The sequence below is a fragment of the Mesorhizobium sp. M2A.F.Ca.ET.043.05.1.1 genome, from assembly GCF_003952445.1.
GTDB lineage: Bacteria > Pseudomonadota > Alphaproteobacteria > Rhizobiales > Rhizobiaceae > Mesorhizobium.
Genome location: NZ_CP034446.1, coordinates 6538158 through 6561843, shown reverse-complemented (window position 1 = coordinate 6561843; position 23686 = coordinate 6538158). Strand labels below are relative to the sequence as shown.

The following is a 23686-nucleotide window of genomic DNA, read 5'->3' as shown; positions in this document are numbered from 1 at the left end:
GAGATGACTGGATTAGAACGGATGGCCGCCTCGAAAAGCAACGGTTATTTCACGCCAACCAAGCCGGCTCCGGAAGGCCTTGCCCCTGCCCTGGCGCGAAACATCGAAGCATTGATCGAGAGGCGAAAACGCGAAGCCAAAGCCGCAACGCTGGAGGAGCGCGCAGCCGCAGCGATCAGCGGCTTCGCTGGAAGCATGGTCTTCGTCTACTTACACGTTGCCTTCTTCGGCGGTTGGATCGCCCTCAATGTGGGCATCCTGAGCTCCGTCAGACCCTGGGACCCGTCACTGGTCATCCTGGCCATGTTAGCCTCGGTCGAGGCCATCTTCCTCTCGACCTTCGTGCTCATCAATCAGAACCGAATGGCCGCGGAGGATAATTCCAGGGCAGACCTCGATCTGCAGGTCAGCCTGCTTAACGAGCACGAAACCACCAAGCTCATCAAGCTGGTGGAGGAGATTGCCAAGCGTCTCAACATAGATACCGACGCGGATCACGAGATCAAGGAACTCAAGCGCGATGTGGCGCCGGAGGCAGTTTTGGACAAGATCGAAGAGGTGTCCGACCGTCAGCCGCCCGAGTGACAGATCACCAAAGCTAAGCGTTACTAAGTTGGGTCAATCAGAGGATAGGCGCATGTTCGATCACATCGGCTTCAACGTCGGGAACTTAGAGAAATCGCTCGCCTTTTACAAAGCAGTACTCGCACCTCTCGATCTTAGCGTGCTGGAATCTGGCGAGGGCTGGGCCATGTTGGGCGGCTACTCCGGTCGTCTCTGGATCGGGGCATTCGGTCCTCCTCCTGGACCCATCCACATGGCGTTCCGCGCCGGCTCCCGCGCGATGGTACACGCGTTCTACGAGGCAGGCCTTGCCGCCGGAGGTCGCGATAACGGCGCTCCTGGCATTCGCACCCAATACGCGCCGGATTACTTTGCAGCTTTCTTGCTCGACCCGGACGGGCACAATGTCGAGGCCGTAAGCTTCGCTCTGGAAAATTGAGCTGCGGGTTCTGCGCCCCGTCAGCGCAGGAGGCCGTGGATATCGAAATCTTCCCAGCCTCTAGGCCCGACGTAGCTGCGAAGCTCATCAGCGTACACCGAAATCGAGTTGGAGTTGGAACAAACGCGGCGGCCTTCTGTTTGCCTCTGAGCACAATTCAGTGCGTTAGAGGACATCATCTATGAAGTTGCGTTTGTTATCGGCCGCGCTGTGCACGGCCGTCGCCTTGGGTTTTGCCCATCCGGCGCTCAGTGCCGAAAAGGCGCAGGATTTCGTCAACAAGGCTGCCGAAGGCGGGATCTTCGAGGTCGAGTCCAGCAAGATCGTCCAGGGCAAGGCGAAGGACCAGACTGTCAATGAGTTCGCCCAGAAAATGATAACTGATCACGGCGCGGCCAACGCCAAGCTGCAGTCGATCGCCGGCGAGCAGAAACTGCAGATTCCCGCCGAAACGGACGCGAAGCACAAGAGCGATCTTGAAGCGCTGAAATCGGCCAACGGTTCGGCCGACCAGTCCTACGTGAAGATGCAGCAGGACGCGCATGCGGACGCGGTCAAGCTATTCCAGGACTATGCGGCCGACGGCGACAACGCGGAACTGAAGGCATTTGCCCAGCAGACGCTTCCGACACTCAAGATGCACCAGGAGATGATCGAAAAGATCGCCTCAGGCAAAACCGACAATACGGCAACGACCAGCACCGTACCCGCGGCGACAGACACAGACCAGAATGCATCCGCCCCGGTGCCTGGAGCGAACAGCTTTACCGAAGCGCAGGCGAAGTCGCGGATCCAGGATGCCGGCTTCTCGAAGGTCAGCGCCCTGACGAAGGATGACCAGGGCATCTGGCGCGGCACCGCCGAGAAAGACGGAAAGCAGGTTGCCGTCGCGCTCGATTTCAAAGGCAACGTTGTTGCCGGCGCTCAATAACCATTCAGAAATGGAGTGAAACATGACGACTGTCACCGGACTTTTCGATGACTATCAGGACGCCGCCGACGCGGTAAGCGAACTGGAAGCGATCGGCGTGCCGCGAGACGACATCAGCATCGTGGCCAACAATTCCGACAATCGGTATCGGCAGGACGAGACTTCAGACGCCGGTGAAGATGCCGCCGCCGGCGCCGGCCTTGGGGCGCTCGTCGGCGGCGCGGGCGGGCTCCTTACCGGGCTCGGGATCATAGCCATCCCGGGAGTGGGACCCGTCGTGGCGGCAGGTTGGCTCGCGGCTACGGCTGTAGGCGCGGTCGGCGGCGCTGTGGTGGGCGGAGCCGCCGGCGGCATCGTCGGGGCGCTGACGGAGTCCGGTGTTTCGGAACGTGATGCACATGTCTATGCCGAGGGCGTGCGCCGCGGCGGCAGTCTCGTGACTGCCAGAGTGGATGATCGGCTAACCGGCGAAGCTGAACGGATCCTGCGTGGAGAGCGTGCCGTCAATCTTGACGAGCGGCGTAGCGCTTACGAGGCCGGGGATGGACAGGATTTGACGCTGCCGCGGAGCCTTATGATGACATTGAGGCTGAACGCGATCGTGTTCGGCGAACCACACCGCTCTAAGAAATGCGGCCCCGTCGAACTCTCGGCGGGGCACCGGAGCCATCGACAGAATCTCACAGGCCCCTTTGCTGTCGCGCACGGCGTCGTCGAGGTGTGGCCTCTGAGGTAGTATCCAGCGCGGCCTCGCCTGATATGATCCGGTCGATGATGTTTGGGCAGTTGAGCGGTTGCCCGCCCCAGGAACCGCTCAATCCCGCCTTGCCCCCGTTTGATCAGTGTAAGGAACCCGCATACTCCGCCATGACGTTGCTCAACACCGAGGGGGCCGGCGTCCTGTCCCACGCATGTTCGATTGCGGGCACCTGTCCATTGCAAGCGTCGCCGACGGCCTGGTAGGCATCAGTCGCGCGATACGGACAACCCCGCGAGAAGCGGAGCGTAGGCGGCAAGCCTGCGGGATACAAATTCCGTGAAGGGCCGCACGCGCTTCGTCTTGCGTGCCTCTCCCTGTGTGAGAAGCCAGAGCGTTCCGTAGATGTGCAGGTCGGTACCCGGCACCCTCGCCAGCAGGGGTCGGCATCTCCCACGAAACACGGCAGCGTCGTCATCCCGAGCCCCTGCCGCACCGCGACGATCTGCGCCTCGGCATCCGTGACCCTGAACGGAACCCCCGTGGCCCCTCCATGAGAGATCCACGCGGGCTAAATCAAATCCGAGGTCCGGAAGCGAAGACGGCTTACTGGTTCGTGGCGTTGCGATAGATGTCGAGCACGCGCGTCACGCTGCCGAGCAGAAGCCCATGCGCGGTCGGTCTGATGCGACCCGCGCCGACCTCGACGTCGAGCTGGCCAATATATTGGCTGATCAGCGGGCGCGGAATCTCCCTGTCGGCAAGCGCGGCCAGCACCGCTGCGGTTGCGCGCTGCGCTTCCGGCGCCAGCCAGTAGTAACGGATGCGGTCGCTGAAGGAGAAATGCCGCCGCAGACGCTGCTCGTCGGGCGTGCCACAATAGTATTTCTGCCAGTTGCCGGGCGAGGCGAGCATCACGCGCTCCATGGCCGCCGGCAGGGTTTCGCGCAACGGATCGGGCGCCAGTTCGTCGGCAATGTGGCTGAGGCCGTAGAGAGCCTCGCGCAGCGCGAATGTCAGCCATGGGCCGACTTTGAGGATGGCGAAGCCGTCACGCACAAGCATGCCCAGCGCTTCCGCCGGCTGGTAGTCGGTCGAGTGCGCTTCGAAGACGAATTGCGGCATGCGTTCCAGCACAGCGACCAGCTCGATCGCCTTCTCCGGCGCATAGCCAATGATGTCGGCATTGCCGAATTCGACGCCGGGCTGGACGACGACGCCGACGACTCGGTCAAAGGCGCCATCGAGGCCAAGGCGAGAGAAAGCCTTGCGGTGGACCTCGACCGTGCGGAGCGCGTCGGCAGGCTCGGTCACATGCATGTGCTCGAATGGTTCGAGCGCGCCGCCGGGCACCGGCACCTCGGTGCCGATGATGTAGACGGGTTTTTCACCGCCGGTGCGCGCGACCGCCGCCTCGGCGACCTTGGCAAGCTCGGCCGCGCGGGCGGCAATCGTCTCGTTGGGGAGCGGCACCGGATCGTCGGCGCAGGCCATGCTGGTGTCGAGATGCAGCTTGGTGAAGCCGGCGGCCGCATAGGCGTCGATCATCGCGGCCGCTTTCCGCATCGCCTCGGCGGCGGAGTCGTGTTTCCAGGGATTGGGTCCAAGATGGTCGCCGCCGAGGATTAGACGATCGAGGGGAAGACCGGCACGGCCGGCATACGTTTCGACGAGGCCGCGAAAGGCGGCCGGCGCCATGCCGGTGTAGCCGCCTTCGTGATTGACCTGGTTGCAGGTCGCCTCAATAAGGACATCCGCGCCATGCAGCGCGCCATGGCGGAGCGCCGCGTCGATCACCAGCGGATGCGCCGAGCAGATCGAGGTGATGCCTTCCTTGCCGCCCGCCGCGCGCCGCGCGCCGATGGCCGCGAATCTCTTGGTCGCGCAGCTCATGCGCGTGTACCAGCCCCGGCTATGAAAGCCTCGACATCGGCGAGCCGGTGAATGCCTTCCATGGGTCCCTTCCGCGTCACGGCCAGCGCGCCGCAGGCGTTGGCGATGCGCAACGCCTCGGCAGGCGCGGCGTCGCGCAACCAGAAGCATACGAAGGCGGCTCCGAAGCAGTCGCCGGCGCCAGTCGGGTCCACTTCCTCGACGGCGTATCCGGGCATTGCGACCGAGCACTGGCGATCGTGATAGACGGCGCCGTCAGCGCCTCTCTTCAGCACGATGCAGGCTATGCCCCGACCAAGCAGCTCGGCGATCGCGCCCTGCTCATCGCCTGCTGAAGAGAACAGGAGCAACTCACTGCCGCTTGGCAGAAAGACGTCGGTCTGCGCCAACACCCTGTCGAGCGCCTCGCGCATGCCTGAGTCCTGCATGATCTCGCGCCGGACGTTGGGGTCGAAGGACACGGTGCCGCCCCTGGCCTTCACGGCCGCTGTCGCGGCGAGCACAACGTCGGTCGCCTTGTCCGAGAACAGCGACGAGCCCATGACATGAAAGTGGTCGGCATCGGCAAGCAAGCGTCTTGCGGCATCATCGATGGCCAACAGGCCCGCCGCGCTGTTGCGGATGTTGAAGACGAAACGCCTGGAGGCATCGGGCAGATAAGTGACGAAGGCAGTGCCGGTGGCGTGGCCCTTGTGGGACGCGATCGCCGAAACATCGGCGCCAAGCGCTCGCAGCCGGTCAATGTTCAGCTGACCAAAATCGTCCTCGCCGACGGCGCCGATGAGGCCCGCCGGCTGCCCAAGCGCCGCTGCCTGGCCGACGAAGATCGCGGGGGCGCCGGACGGAAACGGCCCTACCAGCGGTCCAGGCTCGAGAAAGCTCTGGCCGATGCTTTCAGCCATGATCTCGACGAGGATTTCACCGGCGCAGACCAGCTTCTTCATCCATGACCCCCGGCATTCGCCGCCGCACGGCGTGCGCCGTCCGCAAATTCAATATGGCGTGAAATTTTTCACGTCAATTAATTAGTTTTACGCATGCAATAATTTCTTTCGACGCGTTGAAACTTGTAAATCTTCCTGTAAAATTTCAACTTGCGCTCGCGCGCCGGCGCACCGTAGTGGTGGCGCCGGAGCAACACAGGGACACGGCGATTGGAAGTTGCACGCCGCGAGGGCTTTAAATGTCGATGACGCACAAGACTATGGAGGATTTCGCCCGTTCCTGCGGCGTCTCCAGACCGACACTGTCGAAATTCTTCGACGATCCGACCAGCGTTAAGCCGGCAACGCGCAAGCGTATCGAGGATGCGCTGCGCTCGTCCGACTACCAGCCGAACCTCTTCGCGCGCAATCTCAACCGCAAACGCACGCGCAGCATCGGCATTGTCGTGCCGACGGTGACCGACCCGTTCTATTCAGAGATGGTCAGCCGCATCGAGCTCAGGCTGCGCGACGAAGGCTACTGGCCGGTGGTCATTTCCTCGCATGGCTCGACCGAACTCGAGATTGAAGCCACCCGAACCATCTTGTCGCTGAAGGTATCCGGCGCGCTGATCGCGCCGCTGGGCAAACGATCCGATCAGAGAACCCTGGAAAAGCTCACGCAGACCATCCCGATTGTTTATTTCGACACTTTCCTGGAAGGTGACACGCCATTTGTGGGCAACAACAACGCAAAAAGCGTCGCGACGATCGTGGATTACCTTTGCCGTTCCGGCGATGCCCCGGTCTACTTCGACATCCCGCACGTCAATCACAATTCGGCGGAACGATTGAGCAGCTATGACGCCTCGATGCAGCGACAGGGGTTCGAGCCGATCGTCTTCGGCAACACCGACGACTATACTTGGGAGTTCGAGCGCATCGGCTACGAGCAGACGGAGAAGCTGCTCGACAATGGCGGCCTGCCGGGCAAGACCATCCTGTGCGCCAACGACCGCCTGGCCTTCGGCGTGATGGCGGCGGCTTTCTCGAAAGGGCTGAAGGTGGGCCGTAAACCGGCTTGCGACCTTCGCATCGCAGCCCATGATGATCATCCACTCAGCCGCTATACCTGCCCCGCGCTCACCACCATGGCGCAGGATTTCGCCGCCATGGCCGGCCGCAGCGTCGAGACACTGCTGGCGCTGCTCGACGAGGATGCGGCCGCCGTGACGCCGAAGGTCAGCCTCGACGCAACGTTGGTGATGCGTCAATCGGCCTAGACGCCTTCAAACGCCGGATCGAAATTACGCCAGGACGCAACAGCAGCCTCGACCGCCTGACGCGACGCCGGACCATAGCGGCCCATTGAGACGAATCCATGGATCTGTCCTGGCCAATGTTTGACCACGATCGGGACGCCGTCCATCTCGAGCCGCCTTGCATAGGCCTCGCCCTCGTCGGCGAGGATGTCATGGCCGGCGATAGCGACGAAGGCCGGCGCCGCGCCGGCAAGGCTCTCGGCTTTGAGTGGCGAGACGCGCCAGTCTGACCTATCGGCGGCGCTGCGGACATAGTGGTCACGGAACCAGGCCATGGTCGCGGCCGTCAGGCCGAAACCTTCGCCGAAGCGGCGATAGCTGTCCGCAGTTTGGGCGGCGTCGGTGTTGGGGTAGAACAAGAGCTGCGCGGTCGGAGGGCATTTGTCATTGCGGGCAAGCAGCGCCAGCACCGCGGCGAGGTTGCCGCCGGCGCTGTCGCCGGCGACGGCGATGCGGCTGGCGTCGATGCCAAGCCCGCCGGGCATATCCTGCATGAAGGAGAGAACGGCACGGCAATCCTCGACCGCAGCCGGAAACCTGTGCTCCGGCGCCAGCCGGTAGTCCGGCGAAACGACAACACAGGCGGCGATGTTGGCGTACCAGCGGCAGATCTCGTCATGCGAATCGAAATTGCCGATCACCCAGCCGCCACCGTGCAGATAGAGCAGGGCCGGCGCGTCGGCCGCCGCAGCACCCTGCCCGCGATAAATCCGAACGTTGAGAGGGCCACCGGGCCCGGCAATGATTTGCTCGCACACCGAATCGACAGGCTCGCGCTCGCCTTGCAGGCTACGGAAACCGTTATTGTAGGCGCGTCGCGCCTGCTCGGGTGTGCCGGTCTCGAAGGGCGGCTCATGCGCCTGTCGGCCAAGGTCGAGGACCGTCCGCGCCTGCGGGTCGAGCGATACGGGCGATGTCGGCATGGGACCGCCTCAGGCCAGCAGGCTCGCCGCCTCGTCCTCGCCAAGCAGCGGCGGCTGGTCGACAGTGCCGGCGATGGTGACCGAGTTGCGGCTCTCGCCCGAGGCGAGGATGGCCTCCATGATCTCCAGCACATGCAGCGCCAGTTCGCCGGACGCGCGCGGCTTTCTCTTCTGCGACAACGAATGCGCCAGGTCGGCGACACCGAGCATGCGGTAATTGGCGCGATCTGGCGACGCATAAGGCCAGTTGCGCGCGCCATAGAGCTCGCTTTCACTGGCGAAATCCGTCCACTCGGCACCACGCGCGGAAAGCGAGACCGTGCCGCCGAAAGTGTCGGGGTCGGGCAGCCTGAGCGACCCTTCGGTGCCGTGCAACTCGATGGGGTGGTTGGAGTGCTTGAAGACATCCCAGGAGGCACCGAAAGTGACGGTGGCGCCGGAGCGGAATTCGAGCAGCGACAGGATGTTGGTCGGCGTGCCGACCCTGAAGCTGGTGTTCTTGTAAGGGCCGTCGGCGGTGATCAGCCGCTCCTCCTGGCCGCGCGTGGCCATCGCCATGACACGGGTCACGGGGCCGAGCAGGTTGACGAGCATCGTCAGATAATACGGCCCCATGTCGAAGACCGGGCCGCCGCCTGGCTGGTAGTAGAATTGCGGGTTGGGATGCCAGTGCTCCATGCCGCGCCCCATCATGAAGGCGGTACCGGTCACGGCGCGGCCGATCGCGCCCTCGTCCATCAGCCGGCGCGCGCGGCGTCCGGCGGCGCCGAGGAAGGTGTCGGGAGCCGAGCCCAGCAGCAACCCACGCCTCGCCGCCTCAGCCACCAGCTTGCGGCCGTCGCTGGCCGAGGTGGCGAGCGGCTTTTCGGTGAAGACATGCTTTCCCGCCGAGAGCGCCGAAAACGAGATGTCGAAATGCGCCGCGGGAATGGTGAGGTTGAGGACGAGATCGACCTCCGGGTCGGCGAGCAACGCATCGACGTCGAGCGCGCGGATGCCATATTCCTTCCCGCGCAAGACAGCCATCTCGGCGGAGATATCGGCGCAAGCGCGCAGTTCCACGCCGGCGAAAAGTGCCGCGTTGCGCAGATAGGTCATCGAGATGTTACCGCATCCGATGACGCCGATACCGAGCTTCGCTCCTGAATTTGCTTGCATTTCCCTTTCGACCTCCCAATCGGCGACGCCCGAGACAAGCCATCGCGACGGCGACGGACAATTTTCGTGACTCGCTATAGCGCATTTTAAATCTTGACGCGCGTAAAATTTTTATAGAGCATATGAAAACGCTAACTCAGCGTCGCAGGCCGCCGGCCTTGTAAATCAAGAGATTAGGGAATTATGAGCCTAGGGACCAAAGTGCGCCTTGCGCGCCTCTTTTCGCATCCATCGGGGAATCTATTCGGCGGCGCGGTCGACCACTTCGTCGGCTATGGCGACGTGCGCAAAGGCGGCCTTGCCGATCTGCCCGGCGCGCTGGCCCGCGTCATGGCTGGCAAGCCCGACTATGTCAGCATTCAGCCCGGCGCCGCGCGCCATCTGTGGCCGCAATATGCGGGCAAGGCTGCCCTGGTGATCCAGGCCGGCTGCTTTACGCCGGACGACCGCATCAGCGAATTGATCGCAACGCCCGAGGACGCGGTGCGCGCCGGCGCCGACGCGTTGGCCGTGGCCATTCCGGTGCGCGGCGCGACCGAAGGCAAATACATTCGCTGGCTGACCGATTCGGTGAACGCGGCCGCCCGCTACGGCATGCCGGTGGTGGCGCATATCTATCCGCGCGATTTCACCGACGGGGCAAAGATCGTCTTCACCCCCGACGAGATCGCCTATGCCGCGCGCATCGGCTACGAGTCCGGCGTCGACGTCATCAAGATCGGCTACACGGGCGATTTCGAGTCCTTCCGGGAGACCGTGCGGACCTGCCCGGTGCCGGTCGTGATCGCGGGTGGCCCGAAGACCGATACGCTGCTCGGCGCGCTACAGCAGACGGCGGACGCCATCCGCGCCGGCGCGCGCGGCGCGGTGGTTGGCCGCAATCTCTGGGGGCACGGCGATCCTCAGAAGGCAGCACTTGCCTTTCGGAGCGTCATCCATGACGGGCTTTCGGCGCAAGAAGCGCTTGCGAAGGCGGGCGCCTGAACGATGCGCGCCGTTCCCTCGATCCTCGGCTTCGGCGCCATTGCGATCGACGACATCGTCTATGTCGATCAGCCGTTGTCGGCGGGCAAGGGAAAGGTTCTGCAAAGCACGCGCGCTTTCGGCGGAAATGTCGCAACGGCCCTTGCCGCCGTCGCGCGGCTCGGCGGACGCGCCGGGTTCATCGGATGGCTGGGCAGCGCCGATGACGATGCCGCCTTGTGCGACCTCGTCGCCAGCGGCGTCGAAACCGCGTTCGCGCCACGCCATCCCGACGCGCGGCCGGTGCGCTCGCGCATCATCGTCGGCTCGGACGGGGACCGGTTCATCGCCTATGACGACGACGCGATGCTGGGCACCGCACCGGACTTTCCGGACGAGATCCTCAGCCGCGCGACCGTCCTGATCGTCGACAGCTACGCGATCCGCTCGCTGGATGTCGTGGCCCGGGCTCGCGAGCTCGGCCTCGCGATCCTCGGCGATGTCGAATGGAGCGCCGGCCCAGCCACGGACAGGCTGATGGCGCTCTGCGACCATCTCATTCTTCCGCTCGGCTTTGCGCGGACCGCCACGGGCCGTCGAGCGCCCGCCGAGATGCTTGATGCATTGTGGTCGCCATCGCGCTCCGCCGTCGTTCTGACCGACGGCGGCCGGGGCGTCTATTACCGCGGACGCGAGGATACGGCGCTGTGGCACCTGCCTCCGCACCGGGTTGCGATCGTCGATTCGACCGGTGCCGGCGACTGCTTTCACGGCGCCTATGCCCATGCATTGACGCGCGGATCCGACACCGCGGGCCGGGTGGCATTCGCTGCCGCGGCGGCGGCGCTTTCGATAACCGGGCGTGGCGGACGCGAGGCGCTTCCGACCGACAGCCAGGTCACGGAATTGCTAGCATCGGCCAGCGCGCCATCGGCGGTCGAACTGAAATATGCGCAACTCGATACCGGAACATAGGCGGAAAGCCACCCGGAAAATTTTCACAAGCAAAAAAGCCAAGGTGAAGACAAAAACGGCTTTGACTTGTGGAGGGAGGAATATGGCGGAAGTCATTCTTGAAAATATCTGCAAAACCTACGGGAACAATTTCCGCGCGATCGACCGATTGAACCTGTCGATCGAGGATGGCGAGTTCCTGATCCTGGTTGGGCCGTCCGGCTGCGGCAAATCCACCGCCTTGCGAATGATCGCGGGATTGGAGGACATCACAAGCGGCAGCCTTCGCATCGGCGGCATAGACGTCGTCGACATGCCGCCCAAGGACCGTGACATCGCGATGGTCTTCCAGAGCTACGCGCTCTACCCGCATATGACGGTGTTCGAAAACATCGCCTTCTCGATGCGGCTGGCGGGCAAGCCGAAGGCTGAGCGCAAGAAGCGCGTGGACGAGATCGCCAAGACCCTTCAGCTGACGTCGCTGCTGGACAGCAAGCCCGCCAACCTTTCCGGTGGACAGCGTCAGCGGGTCGCCATGGGCCGCGCCATGGTGCGCGAGCCGGCCGCTTTTCTCATGGACGAGCCGCTCTCCAATCTGGACGCGAAACTGCGCGTCCAGATGCGCGCCGAGATCACCAGCCTGCAAAAGCAGCTCGGCGTGACGACCATTTACGTTACCCACGACCAGACCGAAGCGATGACGATGGGCGACAGGGTCGCGGTGCTGAAAGGCGGCGTGCTGCAGCAGGTCGACACACCGAAGCGGCTCTATGAATCGCCGGTGAACGCCTTCGTGGCCGGCTTCATCGGCTCGCCTTCGATGAACCTTTTCGAGGGGACACTGACGGGCGACGAACTGACGGCCGGCACCTTTGCCATCCGGCTGCGGGATGCAGCCTTCGTGCGAAGACCGGGCTTGAGGTCGTTTGCGGGGCGCAAGATCGTGTTCGGGATCCGGCCGGAGCATCTCTATGACAGCAGCCTCGAATCCGGGCGCAAATATGAGACGATCCCCGCAAAGGTGACCTCGATCGAAGAGCTCGGGTCGGAACACATCGTCCATCTCAACATCGACGCGGTCCGGGTGGATTCAGGCGACCCGGACGCGGTGAGGGATTTCGGCCTGGCGTCGAATGCGGTGGCGAAATTCGAACCGGAAAGCGCAGTCCGCTCCGGCTCGGAAATCCGGTTGGCCCTGGATGATACCAAGCTCCATTTCTTCGATCCCGAGACGCATCTGGCGATCTGAAGATTTGCGGCAAGGCCAGCAGGCGGGAGCGAGGCGCCTGCGAATGAAGACTGCTGAATAAACCAGACGATCGCCCGCATTGTGCGGCCGATCTCAAAGAAGGAGGAGAAAATGACGTTTCGAATAAAGCCCATAATGCTGAAGATGGCCGCGGCCGCATGGCTGCTTGGCGCAACCAGCGCCATGGCGGACACGACCCTGGAATTCGCCCAATGGTGGGAGCCCGAATTGCCCGCAGGCTCGCTGCGGAAGATCATGGACGAATTCGAGGCCGCCAATCCCGGCATCAAGGTGACGCTGGTCAGCGGCCCCTATGCCGCCACGCGGGATCAGATCTCGGTCGGCGCGGCAACCGGAACGCTGAGCGACGTCGTCGGTCTCGATGGCGCCTGGGTGAACAATCTGAACGCGCAGAACGCGCTTGCCGACATGAACCCGATGATGGATGCGAGCAAGTTCGACAAGACGCAAGTCGCGGACATCATCAAGGTGGACGGCAAGGCCGTCATGTTCCCGGTGGCTTCCTTCGTCTATCCGGTCTTCGTCAATCTGGACCTCGCCGCCCAGGCGGGCGTCACCAAGCTGCCATCGACCCGCGCCGAGTTTCTCGAGGCCGCCAAGAAGATGACCCTTGCCGACAAGAACCAGTATGGCTGGGTGCTGCCGCTGTCGCTGCAGTCGCCGTCCGGCGTCCAGAACGACATGATGTCGTGGGTCTGGGCATCGGGCCAGTCGATGATGGCTGACGGCAAGCCCGCCCTCGAGGGCAAGCCGGTGGTGGACATGCTCACCTTCGTCAAATCGCTCAATGACGCAGGCACCATCTCGCCCGGCATCGCAACCAAGACGGAACAGGAAAAGGTCGAGGAATTCGTCAACGACCGGGTGGGGATGATGATCGACTCGCTCGCGCATGTGAACCTCATCCGCAAGCGCAATCCGAAGCTGAACTTCGACCTCATTCCGGTCCCGGTCGTGGAGAACTATAACGGCAAGCGCGGCCTTCCCTATGCCTCCTGGGGCATCGGCATCTCCGCCGGCTCGAAGCACCAGGAAGAGGCCTGGAAACTCGTCCAATATCTGATGAGTGAGAAGGTCAACGCCAAGCTGGTGTCGCTGGCCAACGCCTTCCCTGGCAACGTCAACGCCAAGCCCGATTTCGTGACCTCGGACAAGGCTTTCGGCAAGGCTTTCGAAATCTTCAAGACCGGTTACCTCGCCAACGAGTTCACGGGTCTGCCGGTGGCGGAAGACCTGATGACCCAGTTCGACGTCGAAGCCCAGAAGATGCTGGCCGGCGAGCAGTCTCCGGAACAAGCCGCGGCCAACGCTCAGAAAGGATGGACGGCTAAATTCTGATCGGGCTGTTTCACGATCTTCGACCGGGAGGCCTGACATCGGGCAGGCCTCCCGGCAACAATGGACCGGCGACGCGAGTGTTCGCGAAGCTCGCCTTCTCTCGAAGGCGTATCCCAAGGTTGACACATGACCCGGCAGAAGCGCTCCCGTCACAGACTGAAACGAACGGTCGCACCCTATCTCTATCTGTCGCCCTCGCTGGTGATCATCGGCCTGCTGATGCTGCTGCCGATGGTGACGGTGATTTCCTATTCGTTCCAGAACAGCGCGGTGCTGCGTCGCGACCCGTCCTTTGCCGGACTGAAACACTACCAGGCGATCTTTGCCGATCCCGTGTTCTGGGCCTCGCTGTGGCACACGCTCTACTTCACGTGCATGAGCGTCGTTTTCCACATGACCATCGGCATGATCTTCGCGCTCATGCTGAACAGCGACCGCATCAATCCGACGCTGCGCAACATCCTGCGCGTGCTCTACATACTGCCCTGGCTCTTCACCGCGGTGATTATCGCGGTGATCTGGCGCCTGCTGCTCGAGCCCAACGGTGTCGTCAACAGCATTCTCATGCAGCTAGGTCTCATCGGCTCCAAGATCGAGTGGTTTTCCTCGCCGGAGACCGCGCTGCATGCCGTCACCTTCGCCAATATCTGGGCGGGCTACCCGCTCTTCATGGTCAGTCTGCTCGCGGGCCTGCAGGGCATTCCCAAGGATTTCTACGAGGCCGCCGATATCGACGGAGCGAAGGCCTACCAGAAGCTGATTTTCATCACCATCCCGCAGCTGATGCCGATCATCATCAGCATCTCGCTGCTCGACTTCATCTGGACGATGCAGGTCTTCCCGTTGATCTGGATCACGACGGGCGGCGGTCCGATCTACTCGACCGAGGTGCTCAGCACCTACACCTACAAGCTGGCGTTTTCGAGCTACAACCTGTCCCAGGCGTCGGCGAGCGCCGTGGTCATCCTGCTGATCTCGCTTGGCCTGACTCTGTTCTACCTCCGTTATCAGAAGGCCCGGTAATCACCATGAGGAAAAGGCACACGACGAAGGACAGGCTGATCACCGTCGCGCTGCATCTCGCGCTCGCAGCGGGGCTTTTTTTCGCGGCCTTCCCGATCTACTGGATGCTCACCAGCTCGTTCAAGTCGAACACCGAGATCTTCGCCCTGCCGCCGACCATCCTGCCGAAAGCCTTCACGCTGGAAGCCTATGCAGCGATCCTTGGCGACCCGGTCAAGCTGCGCTTCTTCTTCAACAGCTACTTCGTGGCCTTCATGGTGACTGTGCTGACGGTGCTGATCGCCTTGCTGGCGGCATACGGGTTCAGCCGCTTCAATTTCCGTGGCAAGGGCAGCCTGAACACCCTCATCATCAGCACGCAGACCATCCCGCCGATCACGCTTCTGATCCCTTTCTTCGGTCTGGTCGTCTCTTATCGCATCTTCGACACCTATATCGCGCTGATCCTGACCTATCTGGTCTTCACCCTGCCCTACGCGATCCTTTTGATGACGGGCTATCTGAACACCTTGCCGCGCGATCTCGACGAAGCTGTCGCCGTCGACGGCGGCACCAGTTGGACAGCGCTCTGGCGGGTGATCGTGCCGATCTCGGTGCCCGGCATCGTGGCGACGTCGGTCTACACCTTTCTGTTGTGCTGGAACGAATTCCTCTTCGCGCTGACGCTGACGAAGTCGACGTCAATGCGCACCGTCCCGATCGGCATCCAGCTTTTGATGGGGCAGCACGCTTTCGAATGGAACCAGATGATGGCGATGAGCGTGCTCGGCTCGTTGCCGCTCTTGTTGATCTACCTCATTGCCCAGAGGTTCTTCCTCGCGGGCATGACCGCGGGCTCGGTCAAATAGGCACGTCCCGCGGAGAACCAAGGAATGAAAGGATGAACGTGAGAGACCTCAAAGTCGGCTGCCAGACCTTCACCTGGGAAATGCTGGGAGACCGGTTCACCGGCGGCCCCGATGATCTCATCAAGGCGATCGCCGATGGCGGCTATGCCGGCATCGAGATCACCGACACGATGATCGGCCGCTATGCCGGCAAGCCGGCCGAATTCGCCGCCGCGCTGAAGGCGTCCGGCCTGACGCTCGTCTCCTTCGCCTTTGGTTCGAAGAGCGGCTTCACGCTCAAAGAGAAGATCGGCGAGGACCTCGACACAGCCCAGCGCTGGATCGACTTCGCCGCCGCCTTTCCGGGCGCGCTGGTGTCGATGGGCTCGGCGACCGTCGTGTCGGATGGGCCGCGCGAGGACAAGTTCGCCATCGCGGCGGAAGTCTACAACCGTGCCGGCGAGCTCGGCCGCAAGGCCGGCGTCCAGGTCGCGGTGCATCCGAGCTCGCACCACAACACGCTGCTGTTCGACCGTGCCGATTACGACCGCATCTTTGGGTTGATCGACGCTTCGCTGGTCGGCTGGGTGCCGGACACGGGGCACATATTGCGCGGCCACAAGGACATGGCCGACACGCTCACGACCTATCGCGACCGCATCCGCTACGTGCATCTGAAGGATGTCGATGCGAACGGCGCCTGGGCGATGCTCGGCAAGGGCGTCTGCGACACGGCAAAGGTGATCGAGATCGCCAGCGGCGCCCCCAACTTCAACGGATGGCTGGTGCTTGAGGAGGAATCCGAGACTGCCGCCGCCGATCCGGCCGGCGCGGTCAAGACCAACCGCCAGACCATGCGCGGCTACGGGGCGTGAGACGATGATCCACAAGCAAGACCGTCGCCTTCGTGTCGGTGTGCTCGGCTGCGGGCCGATTGCGCAATTCGCGCATCTGGAATCCTGCGTGAAGGCAAGCAACGCCGACCTCTACGCGATCTGCGATGCGGCGCCCGATCTGCTGGCGCGCATGGGCGCCACCTACGAGCCGCGCAAGATGTATGGCGACTATGACGAAATGCTCGCCGATCCGGAGCTCGAGGCGGTGATTGTCGCCACGTCGGACGCCTATCACGTGCCGATGTCGATCAAGGCGCTGCAAGCGGGCAAGCATGTGCTCTGCGAAAAGCCGATCGGCGTCTCGGTCGAGGAAGGCGAGAAGCTTGCCGAAGCGGTCAAGCGCTCGGGCAAGGTGCTGCAGGTCGGGCACATGAAGCGCTTCGACCCGGCGCTGGAAGCAGCGCGCGATTTCGTGCGCGACGAGATGGGCGAGATCCTGGCGCTCAAGGCCTGGTATTGCGATTCCACCCATCGCTACACCAACACCGACGCAGTGCAGCCACTGCCCATCACAAGCAAGCTGGCGAAGAAGCCGGGCGGCAATCCAAAGGCGGACCTGCGGCAGTATTTCATGCTGGCGCATGGCTCGCATCTGGTCGACACGGCGCGCTTCCTGTGCGGCGAGATCACCGTCGTTCGTGCCCGCCTCAACGAGCGCTTCGGCGCCTATTGCTGGTTCGTCGAGACCGAATTCGCCAATGGCGCGCTCGGCCATCTCGACCTCACCGTCGCCGTGCGGATGGACTGGCACGAGGGCTTCCAGCTCTATGGCCAGAACGGCTCGGTGATCGCGAAGACCTTCAATCCCTGGTATTTCCGCGCCAGCGAGGTCGACATCTTCCACGAGAAGGACGCGACATCGCGAAAACCGCTCGGCGCCGACGGCCATTTCTTCCGTCGCCAGTTGGAAGGCCTCGCCGACACAGTGCTCAACGGCGCGCCGCAGCGCGGCGCCACGGTTGACGACGGGCTCGCCTCGATCCGCGCCATGGTGGCGATCGCCCGCTCGGTCGAGAGCGGCGAGCGCGTCGCGCTCGCCAGCGTGACGGGAGCGGTCTGATGCAGGTCGGCGTGTTCGCAAAGACTTTCCCGGGCAGCGAGCCGACCGGCGTGCTTGCCGCTGTCCGTGATGCGGGCTTCGCGGCCACCCAGTTCAACCTCGCCTGCGCCGGCCTGCCGTCGATGCCGGACGCGGTTCCGGACTCGGCGATCGTCGCCATCGGTGCCGCTGCCAAGGCGACCGGGATCGGTCTCGTCGCTCTCTCCGGCACATACAACATGGCGCATCCGGACAGCCGGATGCGCGAGGACGGACTGCGACGGCTGGCGGTCGTCATCGAAACCGCGGCCAGGCTTTCGATCCCGCTCGTCACGCTCTGCACCGGGACGCGCAACGCCGAGGATCAGTGGGCGCATCATCCCGACAATGCTGATCCCTCGGCCTGGGCCGACATGGCGCGCGAGATGGAAAAGGCGCTTCGGCTTGCCGAGCGCCACGGCATCGATCTCGGCATCGAGCCGGAGCAAGCCAACATCGTCACATCGGCCGAAGACGCGATGCAGCTGATCGGCGAGATGGGCTCGAAGCGGCTGCGCATCGTGCTCGATCCAGCCAATCTGTTCGAGCGGGCGAATGCCGAACAGGCACGCTCCATCGTTGCCGAAGCGGTCGAGCGCGCCGCTGGCCATGTCTCTCTGGCGCATGCCAAGGACCGCTTCGCCGACGGCCGCTTTGCCACGGCCGGACAGGGCGTCGTCGACTTCGCCGACTTCATCGCCCGGCTGAAGGCCACCGGCTTCGACGGGCCGCTGGTGACGCATGGGCTGTCGGCCGGGGAGGCGCCGGGCGTCGCGCGTTTCCTCAAGGAGCTGGTGTGATGGCGGGCCAGATTGCGCTTCTTCGCGACGGCGCGACGCTGCTCGGCACCGACACGGGCGAAGGCCCGGCGGTCGTCTTCCAGCACGGGCTGGGCGGCGGCGAGGCGCAGGTCGCCCAGACTTGCCCCACCGGCTTCCGCCGCCTCACGCTGGAATGCCGCGGCCATGGCGGCTCCGGCCTCGGCGAGCGGCAACCGTTCTCGTTCGAAATGTTCGCCGACGATGTGCTTGCCGCGGCCGACCGGGCCGGCCTCGACCGCTTCGTTGCCGGCGGCGTCTCGATGGGCGCGGGAATCGCGCTGCGCCTCGCCTGCCGCCATCCGGAGCGCGTCGCCGGCCTTATCCTGGTGCGGCCGGCATGGACGTTCTCGCCGGCGCCGCGGAACATGCAGCCGATCGCCGAGGTCGCCGAGCTCATCCTCGAACACGCGGCCGACGAGACGCGGAAGATCTTCGCGCAATCCGAGACCGCCGCGCGGCTCTACCGCGAGGCGCCCGACAATCTCGCTTCGCTGCTCGGCTATTTCGACCGGTCCGACGCCAAAGCCTTCGCGCGAGTGCTTGCCGACATCGCCGGCGACGGACCCGGCGTTTCGGAACGCGAGGCTGCCGCGCTCGACATTCCGGCGCTGGTCATCGGCAATGCGATGGATGCCGTGCACCCGTTGTCGACCGCCCATGCGCTGGCTGCCGCGATACCCAACACCACCCTCGCGGAAGTGACGCCCAAGGCGCGCGACAGCGCGAAGCATTTCGCCGAGCTGCATGAGCAGATCAGCTTCTTCCTTCATTCCCACTCGAAAGCCCGGAGCCTCGTTCCGTCATGATCGCCAAACCTCTCTCCGGTCCCGCGGCCATAGCCGCATTGCCGCGCAACCGCCTCATCGGCGAATTCTCGCTGTGGTCGGCCGACCTCGCCAACATGGAGCGCGACCTGAAGCGGATCGAAGCCCATGCCGACCTGCATCACATCGATGTGGCGGACGCCCGCTTCACGCCCGGCTTCCTGTTCTTCCCGGATCTGGTGGCGCGCATCGCCAGGCTGACGGCCAAACCGATCCACGTGCACCTGATGGTCGAGGCGGAAATCGTCGAGGCGCAGACGCGCCAGTTCATCGAGGCCGGCGCCGACCTCGTCACCATCCACGCCGAAAACGGCGAGGCCGGGTTGCGCGCGGTCAAGCTGGCGCACGAACTCGGCGCCGAGGCGGGCGTGGTGCTCAAGCTGGAAACGCCGGTCGACGCGATCGAGCCGTTCCTGCCTGGCGTCGCCTTCGTGACGCTGCTCGGCACCTCGATCGGCGTCAAGGGGCAAAGCCTGTCCGAAAAGACCTGCCCGCGACTGATCGAGGCGCGCGCGCTGATGCGACAGGCCGGCCGCGAGGCCGACATCATCCTTGCCGCCGATGGCGGCATACGCCATGAGACGGTGCCGCTGCTGCGCGCCGCAGGCGCAGACACTGTGGTGCTGGGCTCGCTCGCCTTCGGTGATCCGGATCTTGCGCAACGCATGGCCTGGCTGCACGGACTGAAGGCCGCCGCCTGATGAGCACGCTTGCCCTAGCCTTCGACCTCGGCGGCACCGAGCTGCGCGGCGCGCTGGTCGGGCGCGGCGGCGAGGTCGTGGCGCGCGTTTCGGAACCGACGATGACCGAAGCGGGATCGGAGGCGGTGATCGGCCGGATCATCGCGCTCGCCGACAAGCTGCTCGGCGACCACCCGCAGGCCAAAGTGATCGGCATCGGCGCCTGCGCGCCGGGTCCGCTCGATCCCAAGGCAGGCATCGTCATCGGACCGCCGACGCTCTCCGGCTGGCACAACGTGCCGATGATCGACATTTTGAGCCGGCAGTTCGGCCTGCCGGTGCGGTTGGAGAACGACGCCAATGCTGCAGCGCTGGGCGAATGGCGCTTCGGCGCCGGACGCGGCGCGGGCTCGCTGGTCTTCGTCACCGTGTCGACAGGCATCGGCGGCGGTGTGATCGCCGACGGCCACATCTATCACGGCAGGCGCGGCCTGGCGGCCGAGATCGGCCACATGACGATCACCGGAGAAGGCGATCGCTGCTTCTGCGGCAATGTCGGCTGCTTCGAGGCCGTCGCTTCGGGCACCGCTCTCGGGCGCCGGGCGACGCGGCTCACCGCGCCCGGCGACGGCTCGCAGCTGCGGCGGCTCTCCAATGACGGCGACGTCTCGGCCCGGCATGTCATCGAGGCCGCGCGGACGGGGGACGCGCCGGCGCACGACTTGGTCGAGTCGGAGGCGAAATGGCTCGGCATCGGCTTTACCAATCTTCTGCATCTCTATTCGCCCGAGGTGATCGTCATGGGCGGCGGACTCGCCAACGGCTTCGACCTGCTGGCCCCGGGGATCAGGGCGACGATCGAGGAGCGGGCCATGCAGGCCTATCGCGACGTGCCGATCGTGCCGGCCGAGCTCGGCGACCGCGCCGGGCTGGTGGGCGCGGCAAGCCTGATCCTGTGGGAAGGTGAGCCGGGGACGGCGGCGGCCATGGTGCAGAACGACTAAACCGGGAGCGCGCCGGAGAAGCCCGGCGCGCCCCGGGGCGGTAAGTCCGGCCGAAGCTGAAGTTGCGCAGGGCGTGCAAATCTATCAATCGGCGAAGATCATCGAAGAGCGCCTTCCCCATATCCTAGACCACAAAATGCACGGCATTCCATTTTAATTCTTGACGTGCGTAAAATTATTTCCAAACATGCGATAACGCTGATGTGATCTCATCAGCGCTCTGGGAGGAGCAACGCCTGATATGAAAGAAACCCGAAACGGGCGCCTTGTGCGCGCACCAGCTTGTCTTTCCAACGCAAGCCCCGGGCTCGCGTGTGTTTCGTCAGCCATGCTGTTCGCAGAACAACGAGCCGACAATCAAAAATCCGGAGGAGGAAGATATATGCGCATGTTCAATTGCCTGGCGCTCGGCGCTGGCCTGCTTGCCACGACGTTTGCCGTGCCGGCACACGCCGAAGACGCCAAGGTCGCGGCGATCGTCAAAGGCCTCGACAATCCGTTCTTCCAGACCATGCAGAAGGGCATCGAGGAACAGGCCAAGGCCGACGGCGTTGGTGTCACCGTGCAGGCCGCCGCCAATATGGGCGATGCGACGGGGCAGGCCGACAAGCTGACGGCCATGGCCCTGCAGGATTACGATTGCTACCTGGTCAATCCCATCAGCGTCTCCAACCTGGTGCAGGCGCTGGTGCCGGTCGCCCAGAAGAAGAAGCCGATCGTCAACATCGACTCGACCATCGACGCCGAGCAGGCCAAGGCCGCGGGCTTCGCCGTCTCGACCTATATCGGCACCGACAACGTCGCCGCCGGCGCGCTGGCCGGCGAGGAGATGCTGAAGCTGGTGCCGAAAGGCTCCAAGGTGGCGCTGGTTGCCGGCATCGTCGGCGACGTCGGCTCGAACGCCCGCATCAAGGGCTTCAAGCAGGCGGTCGAGGGCAAGCTGGACGTGGTGGTCATGGTGAGCGCCGACTGGGATCGCGAGAAGGCGCTGACTGCAGCCACCGACATCCTGGCCGCGCATCCGGATCTCGCCGGCTTCTTTGCCGCCAACGACATCATGGCGCTCGGCGTCGAGCGAGCCGTGCAGACGTCCGGCAAGGACGTCAAGGTGATCGGCCTCGACGGCATTGTCGACGCGCTCAAATCGGTCGCCGCCGGCGAACTCACGGCCACCGTCGCGCAATACCCCTATGTGGTTGGCGCGATGGGCGTCGAGGCGTGCAAGCTTGCCGCAATGAGTAAGGAACTTCCCGCCAACGTGCCTGCGCCGGTGCTCCTCATCAACAAGGACAATGCGGAAGCCTCGCTGAAGAACTTCCCGCGTCCAGGCGGCGACTATCCGGATCCCTTGCGCGAGATGCTGAAGTGAGCCTTCCAGCCGACAACGCGCCCGCCTCGCGACAGGCGGGCGTCCACGAGGAGAGCCGCCCCTCCCTGGCGGCTCTCCTCATCGATCCTTCCTTCTGGGCCGACTGGGCATCCGTCGTCGGCCTGGTCGGTCTCGTCATCCTGTTCGGGGTCACCTCGCCAGTCTTCCTCAGCGTCGCCAACATGCAGGCGATCCTGCTTGCCGCCGCGATCCTGGTGGTGCTGTCGATCGGTCAGACCTTCGTTGTCGCCACGTCCGGCATTGACCTCTCGCTCGCAGCCTCCGTCATGCTCGGCGCGGTCATCCTCGGCCTGGTCAATGCGGCGGGTCTCGGCATCTTGGCCGCCTGCGTGCTCGCGGTGCTCGCCACCAGCGCCATAGGCTTCATGAACGGCGTGCTGATCACCGCCGGGCGTATTCCCGATTTCGTCGTGACGCTCGGCACGCTCTCCGGCATCACTGGTCTTGGCCTCATCCTGTCAGGCGGCGAGCCGACCATGGTGGGCTCGACGTTCCTGCTCAAGCTCGCGTCAGGCTATCTCGGGCCGTTCGGCTATCCGGTCTGGGTGGCGATCGCGGCCGTCCTTGTCGCGCATGTTGCGCTCTACCACACGCGGTTCGGCGTGCATCTGCTTGCCACCGGCGGCCAGGCCGAGAGCGCCAGCGCGCTCGGCATTCGCACGAACCGGGTCAAGATCGCGGCCTATACGATCTCCGGCTTCTGCGCCGGCATCGCGTCGATCCTTCTGGTGGCGCGCATCGGCTCGGCCGAGCCCCAGATCAACACGAGCCTGCTCCTGAACTCCGTGGCGGCCGTGGTGCTGGGCGGCGTCAGCCTGTTCGGCGGTCGCGCCAGCATCCTGGGACCCGCCATCGGCGCGCTGATGCTGACGGCCCTCGTCAACGGGCTGACGCTGCTCAGCGTCTCGGCCTTCTATCAACCACTTGCCGTGGGCGTGATCGTGGTCCTGGCGGCGCTGATCATGCGATATCAGAAATGAGCACCGTCAATCACATCGCGCCTTCCGAGGCGATCCTCGCCTGCCAGGGACTGAGCAAGCATTTCGGCGGCATCCGCGCCTTCACCGATGTCGGGTTTCAAGCCCGGCGAGGTGAGGTCACCGCGGTGATCGGCGACAACGGCGCCGGCAAGTCGACGCTGATCCGTTGCCTGGTCGGCGTGCATGTGCCCGATGGCGGCACGATCTATTTCGACGGCCGCCAGCAGCCGTTCTCCAATCCGGACGAGGCGCGCAAATCGGGCATCGAGACCGTGCACCAGAACCTGGCGCTGATCGACGAATTGACGGTGGCGCAGAATCTTTTCCTCAACCGCGAGATCGTGCGCCGCATCGGCCCGTTCGCCCTGCTCGACCGCAAGGCGATGAAGGACCAGGCGCGCGCCATGCTGTCGCGGCTGTCGATCAACGTGCCGTCCGTGACCCAGCGCGTCCGGCGTCTCTCGGGCGGTCAGAGGCAGGCGATCTCGATCTGCCGCGCGGCGGGGTCCGGCGCCAAGCTGGTGGTTATGGACGAGCCGACGGCGGCGCTTGGCGTGCAGGAAACGGCAAATGTCGAGGCCCTTATCCGCAAGCTGCGCGAGCAGGGCGTGAGCGTCATCCTGATCAGCCACAATTTCGATCAGGTGCGACGGCTCTCCGATCAGATCTGGGTGATGCGCGCCGGCAAGATGGTGGCGACAGTGCGCTCGTCCGAAACCACCGGCAATGAGCTCGTGGCGCTGGTGACCGGCGCGGCGTGACAGCCGCGCCGCGCATGGAATTTGAAA

Annotated in this window: 23 protein-coding genes and 2 pseudogenes; 20 read left to right on the top strand and 5 right to left on the bottom strand. The window is 64.2% G+C overall.

Annotated features, from left to right (window positions below; translation table 11 throughout):
* Positions 1 to 21: 21 nt before the first annotated feature.
* From EJ069_RS31670 to EJ069_RS31655, 4 genes and pseudogenes are all read left to right on the top strand, one after another.
* Entirely contained in the window at positions 22 to 585 is a 564-nt protein-coding gene (locus EJ069_RS31670) for a DUF1003 domain-containing protein (RefSeq protein WP_126064468.1), read from the top strand.
* Positions 586 to 637: 52 nt separating this feature from the next.
* Positions 638 to 1003 (top strand): VOC family protein, encoded by a 366-nt coding sequence (locus EJ069_RS31665; protein WP_126064467.1) that lies wholly within the window; start codon positions 638 to 640, stop codon positions 1001 to 1003.
* Between the two features lie 181 nt (positions 1004 to 1184).
* Positions 1185 to 1934, top strand: coding sequence for a DUF4142 domain-containing protein (locus tag EJ069_RS31660; protein ID WP_126064466.1), 750 nt, complete (start codon positions 1185 to 1187; stop codon positions 1932 to 1934).
* 22 nt (positions 1935 to 1956) lie between these two features.
* Positions 1957 to 2561: pseudogene (locus EJ069_RS31655) on the top strand (general stress protein).
* A gap of 339 nt (positions 2562 to 2900) precedes the next feature.
* On the opposite strand, the pseudogene EJ069_RS31650 reads toward EJ069_RS31655, so the two are convergent.
* From EJ069_RS31650 to EJ069_RS31640, 3 genes and pseudogenes are all read right to left on the bottom strand, one after another.
* Positions 2901 to 3175, bottom strand: a pseudogene (locus EJ069_RS31650) (LysR substrate-binding domain-containing protein); the annotation flags it as partial.
* A gap of 62 nt (positions 3176 to 3237) precedes the next feature.
* On the bottom strand, positions 3238 to 4524 hold the full coding sequence (locus tag EJ069_RS31645) for a D-tagatose-bisphosphate aldolase, class II, non-catalytic subunit (RefSeq protein WP_126064465.1): 1287 nt from the start codon (positions 4522 to 4524) through the stop codon (positions 3238 to 3240).
* Positions 4521 to 5468: a sugar kinase gene (locus tag EJ069_RS31640; protein ID WP_126064464.1), complete on the bottom strand. Its 948-nt coding sequence runs from the start codon at positions 5466 to 5468 to the stop codon at positions 4521 to 4523. Before EJ069_RS31640 ends, EJ069_RS31645 begins: the two co-directional genes overlap by 4 nt.
* 239 nt (positions 5469 to 5707) lie before the next feature.
* On the opposite strand from EJ069_RS31640, the gene EJ069_RS31635 reads away from it, so the two are divergent.
* On the top strand, positions 5708 to 6730 hold the full coding sequence (locus tag EJ069_RS31635) for a LacI family DNA-binding transcriptional regulator (RefSeq protein WP_126064463.1): 1023 nt from the start codon (positions 5708 to 5710) through the stop codon (positions 6728 to 6730).
* Here EJ069_RS31635 and EJ069_RS31630 read toward each other — a convergent pair.
* Together EJ069_RS31630 and EJ069_RS31625 are read right to left on the bottom strand one after the other, a co-directional pair.
* On the bottom strand, positions 6727 to 7692 hold the full coding sequence (locus tag EJ069_RS31630) for an alpha/beta hydrolase (RefSeq protein WP_126064462.1): 966 nt from the start codon (positions 7690 to 7692) through the stop codon (positions 6727 to 6729). The two genes, EJ069_RS31635 and EJ069_RS31630, sit on opposite strands and share 4 nt — an antisense overlap.
* Before the next feature lie 9 nt (positions 7693 to 7701).
* Positions 7702 to 8850, bottom strand: a complete 1149-nt coding sequence (locus EJ069_RS31625; protein WP_126064461.1) for a Gfo/Idh/MocA family oxidoreductase — start codon at positions 8848 to 8850, stop codon at positions 7702 to 7704.
* Positions 8851 to 9033: 183 nt separating this feature from the next.
* Between EJ069_RS31625 and EJ069_RS31620 the strand changes: the two genes are divergently transcribed.
* From EJ069_RS31620 to EJ069_RS31550, 15 genes are all read left to right on the top strand, one after another.
* Positions 9034 to 9834 carry a class I fructose-bisphosphate aldolase gene (locus EJ069_RS31620; protein ID WP_126064460.1) on the top strand — a complete coding sequence of 267 codons (801 nt, stop codon included), beginning with the start codon at positions 9034 to 9036 and terminating at the stop codon, positions 9832 to 9834.
* 3 nt (positions 9835 to 9837) lie between these two features.
* Positions 9838 to 10788: a PfkB family carbohydrate kinase gene (locus EJ069_RS31615; RefSeq protein WP_126064459.1), complete on the top strand. Its 951-nt coding sequence runs from the start codon at positions 9838 to 9840 to the stop codon at positions 10786 to 10788.
* An 82-nt stretch (positions 10789 to 10870) separates the two neighbouring features.
* Positions 10871 to 12016, top strand: a complete 1146-nt coding sequence (locus EJ069_RS31610; protein WP_126064458.1) for an ABC transporter ATP-binding protein — start codon at positions 10871 to 10873, stop codon at positions 12014 to 12016.
* Positions 12017 to 12127: 111 nt separating this feature from the next.
* Positions 12128 to 13375 (top strand): sugar ABC transporter substrate-binding protein, encoded by a 1248-nt coding sequence (locus EJ069_RS31605; protein ID WP_126064457.1) that lies wholly within the window; start codon positions 12128 to 12130, stop codon positions 13373 to 13375.
* Between the two features lie 126 nt (positions 13376 to 13501).
* Positions 13502 to 14398 carry a sugar ABC transporter permease gene (locus EJ069_RS31600; protein WP_126064456.1) on the top strand — a complete coding sequence of 299 codons (897 nt, stop codon included), beginning with the start codon at positions 13502 to 13504 and terminating at the stop codon, positions 14396 to 14398.
* A gap of 5 nt (positions 14399 to 14403) precedes the next feature.
* A complete protein-coding gene (locus EJ069_RS31595; RefSeq protein WP_126064455.1) occupies positions 14404 to 15246 on the top strand; it encodes a carbohydrate ABC transporter permease in 843 nt (280 codons plus the stop codon).
* A gap of 32 nt (positions 15247 to 15278) precedes the next feature.
* Positions 15279 to 16100 (top strand): sugar phosphate isomerase/epimerase, encoded by an 822-nt coding sequence (locus EJ069_RS31590; protein WP_126064454.1) that lies wholly within the window; start codon positions 15279 to 15281, stop codon positions 16098 to 16100.
* A gap of 4 nt (positions 16101 to 16104) precedes the next feature.
* Entirely contained in the window at positions 16105 to 17181 is a 1077-nt protein-coding gene (locus tag EJ069_RS31585; RefSeq protein ID WP_126064453.1) for a Gfo/Idh/MocA family oxidoreductase, read from the top strand.
* On the top strand, positions 17181 to 17999 hold the full coding sequence (locus EJ069_RS31580; protein WP_126064452.1) for a sugar phosphate isomerase/epimerase family protein: 819 nt from the start codon (positions 17181 to 17183) through the stop codon (positions 17997 to 17999). Before EJ069_RS31585 ends, EJ069_RS31580 begins: the two co-directional genes overlap by 1 nt.
* Positions 17999 to 18826, top strand: a complete 828-nt coding sequence (locus EJ069_RS31575) for an alpha/beta hydrolase (protein ID WP_126064451.1) — start codon at positions 17999 to 18001, stop codon at positions 18824 to 18826. Before EJ069_RS31580 ends, EJ069_RS31575 begins: the two co-directional genes overlap by 1 nt.
* Complete coding sequence (locus EJ069_RS31570) at positions 18823 to 19545, top strand: ribulose-phosphate 3-epimerase (protein ID WP_126064450.1); 723 nt, start codon at positions 18823 to 18825, stop codon at positions 19543 to 19545. The genes EJ069_RS31575 and EJ069_RS31570 overlap by 4 nt, the downstream gene beginning before the upstream one ends.
* Positions 19545 to 20528: an ROK family protein gene (locus tag EJ069_RS31565; RefSeq protein WP_126064449.1), complete on the top strand. Its 984-nt coding sequence runs from the start codon at positions 19545 to 19547 to the stop codon at positions 20526 to 20528. The genes EJ069_RS31570 and EJ069_RS31565 overlap by 1 nt, the downstream gene beginning before the upstream one ends.
* 382 nt (positions 20529 to 20910) lie before the next feature.
* Positions 20911 to 21897 (top strand): substrate-binding domain-containing protein, encoded by a 987-nt coding sequence (locus tag EJ069_RS31560; protein WP_126064448.1) that lies wholly within the window; start codon positions 20911 to 20913, stop codon positions 21895 to 21897.
* Positions 21894 to 22898, top strand: a complete 1005-nt coding sequence (locus tag EJ069_RS31555) for an ABC transporter permease (RefSeq protein WP_126064447.1) — start codon at positions 21894 to 21896, stop codon at positions 22896 to 22898. The genes EJ069_RS31560 and EJ069_RS31555 overlap by 4 nt, the downstream gene beginning before the upstream one ends.
* Positions 22895 to 23659: an ATP-binding cassette domain-containing protein gene (locus EJ069_RS31550; protein WP_042639027.1), complete on the top strand. Its 765-nt coding sequence runs from the start codon at positions 22895 to 22897 to the stop codon at positions 23657 to 23659. Before EJ069_RS31555 ends, EJ069_RS31550 begins: the two co-directional genes overlap by 4 nt.
* Positions 23660 to 23686 lie beyond the last annotated feature (27 nt).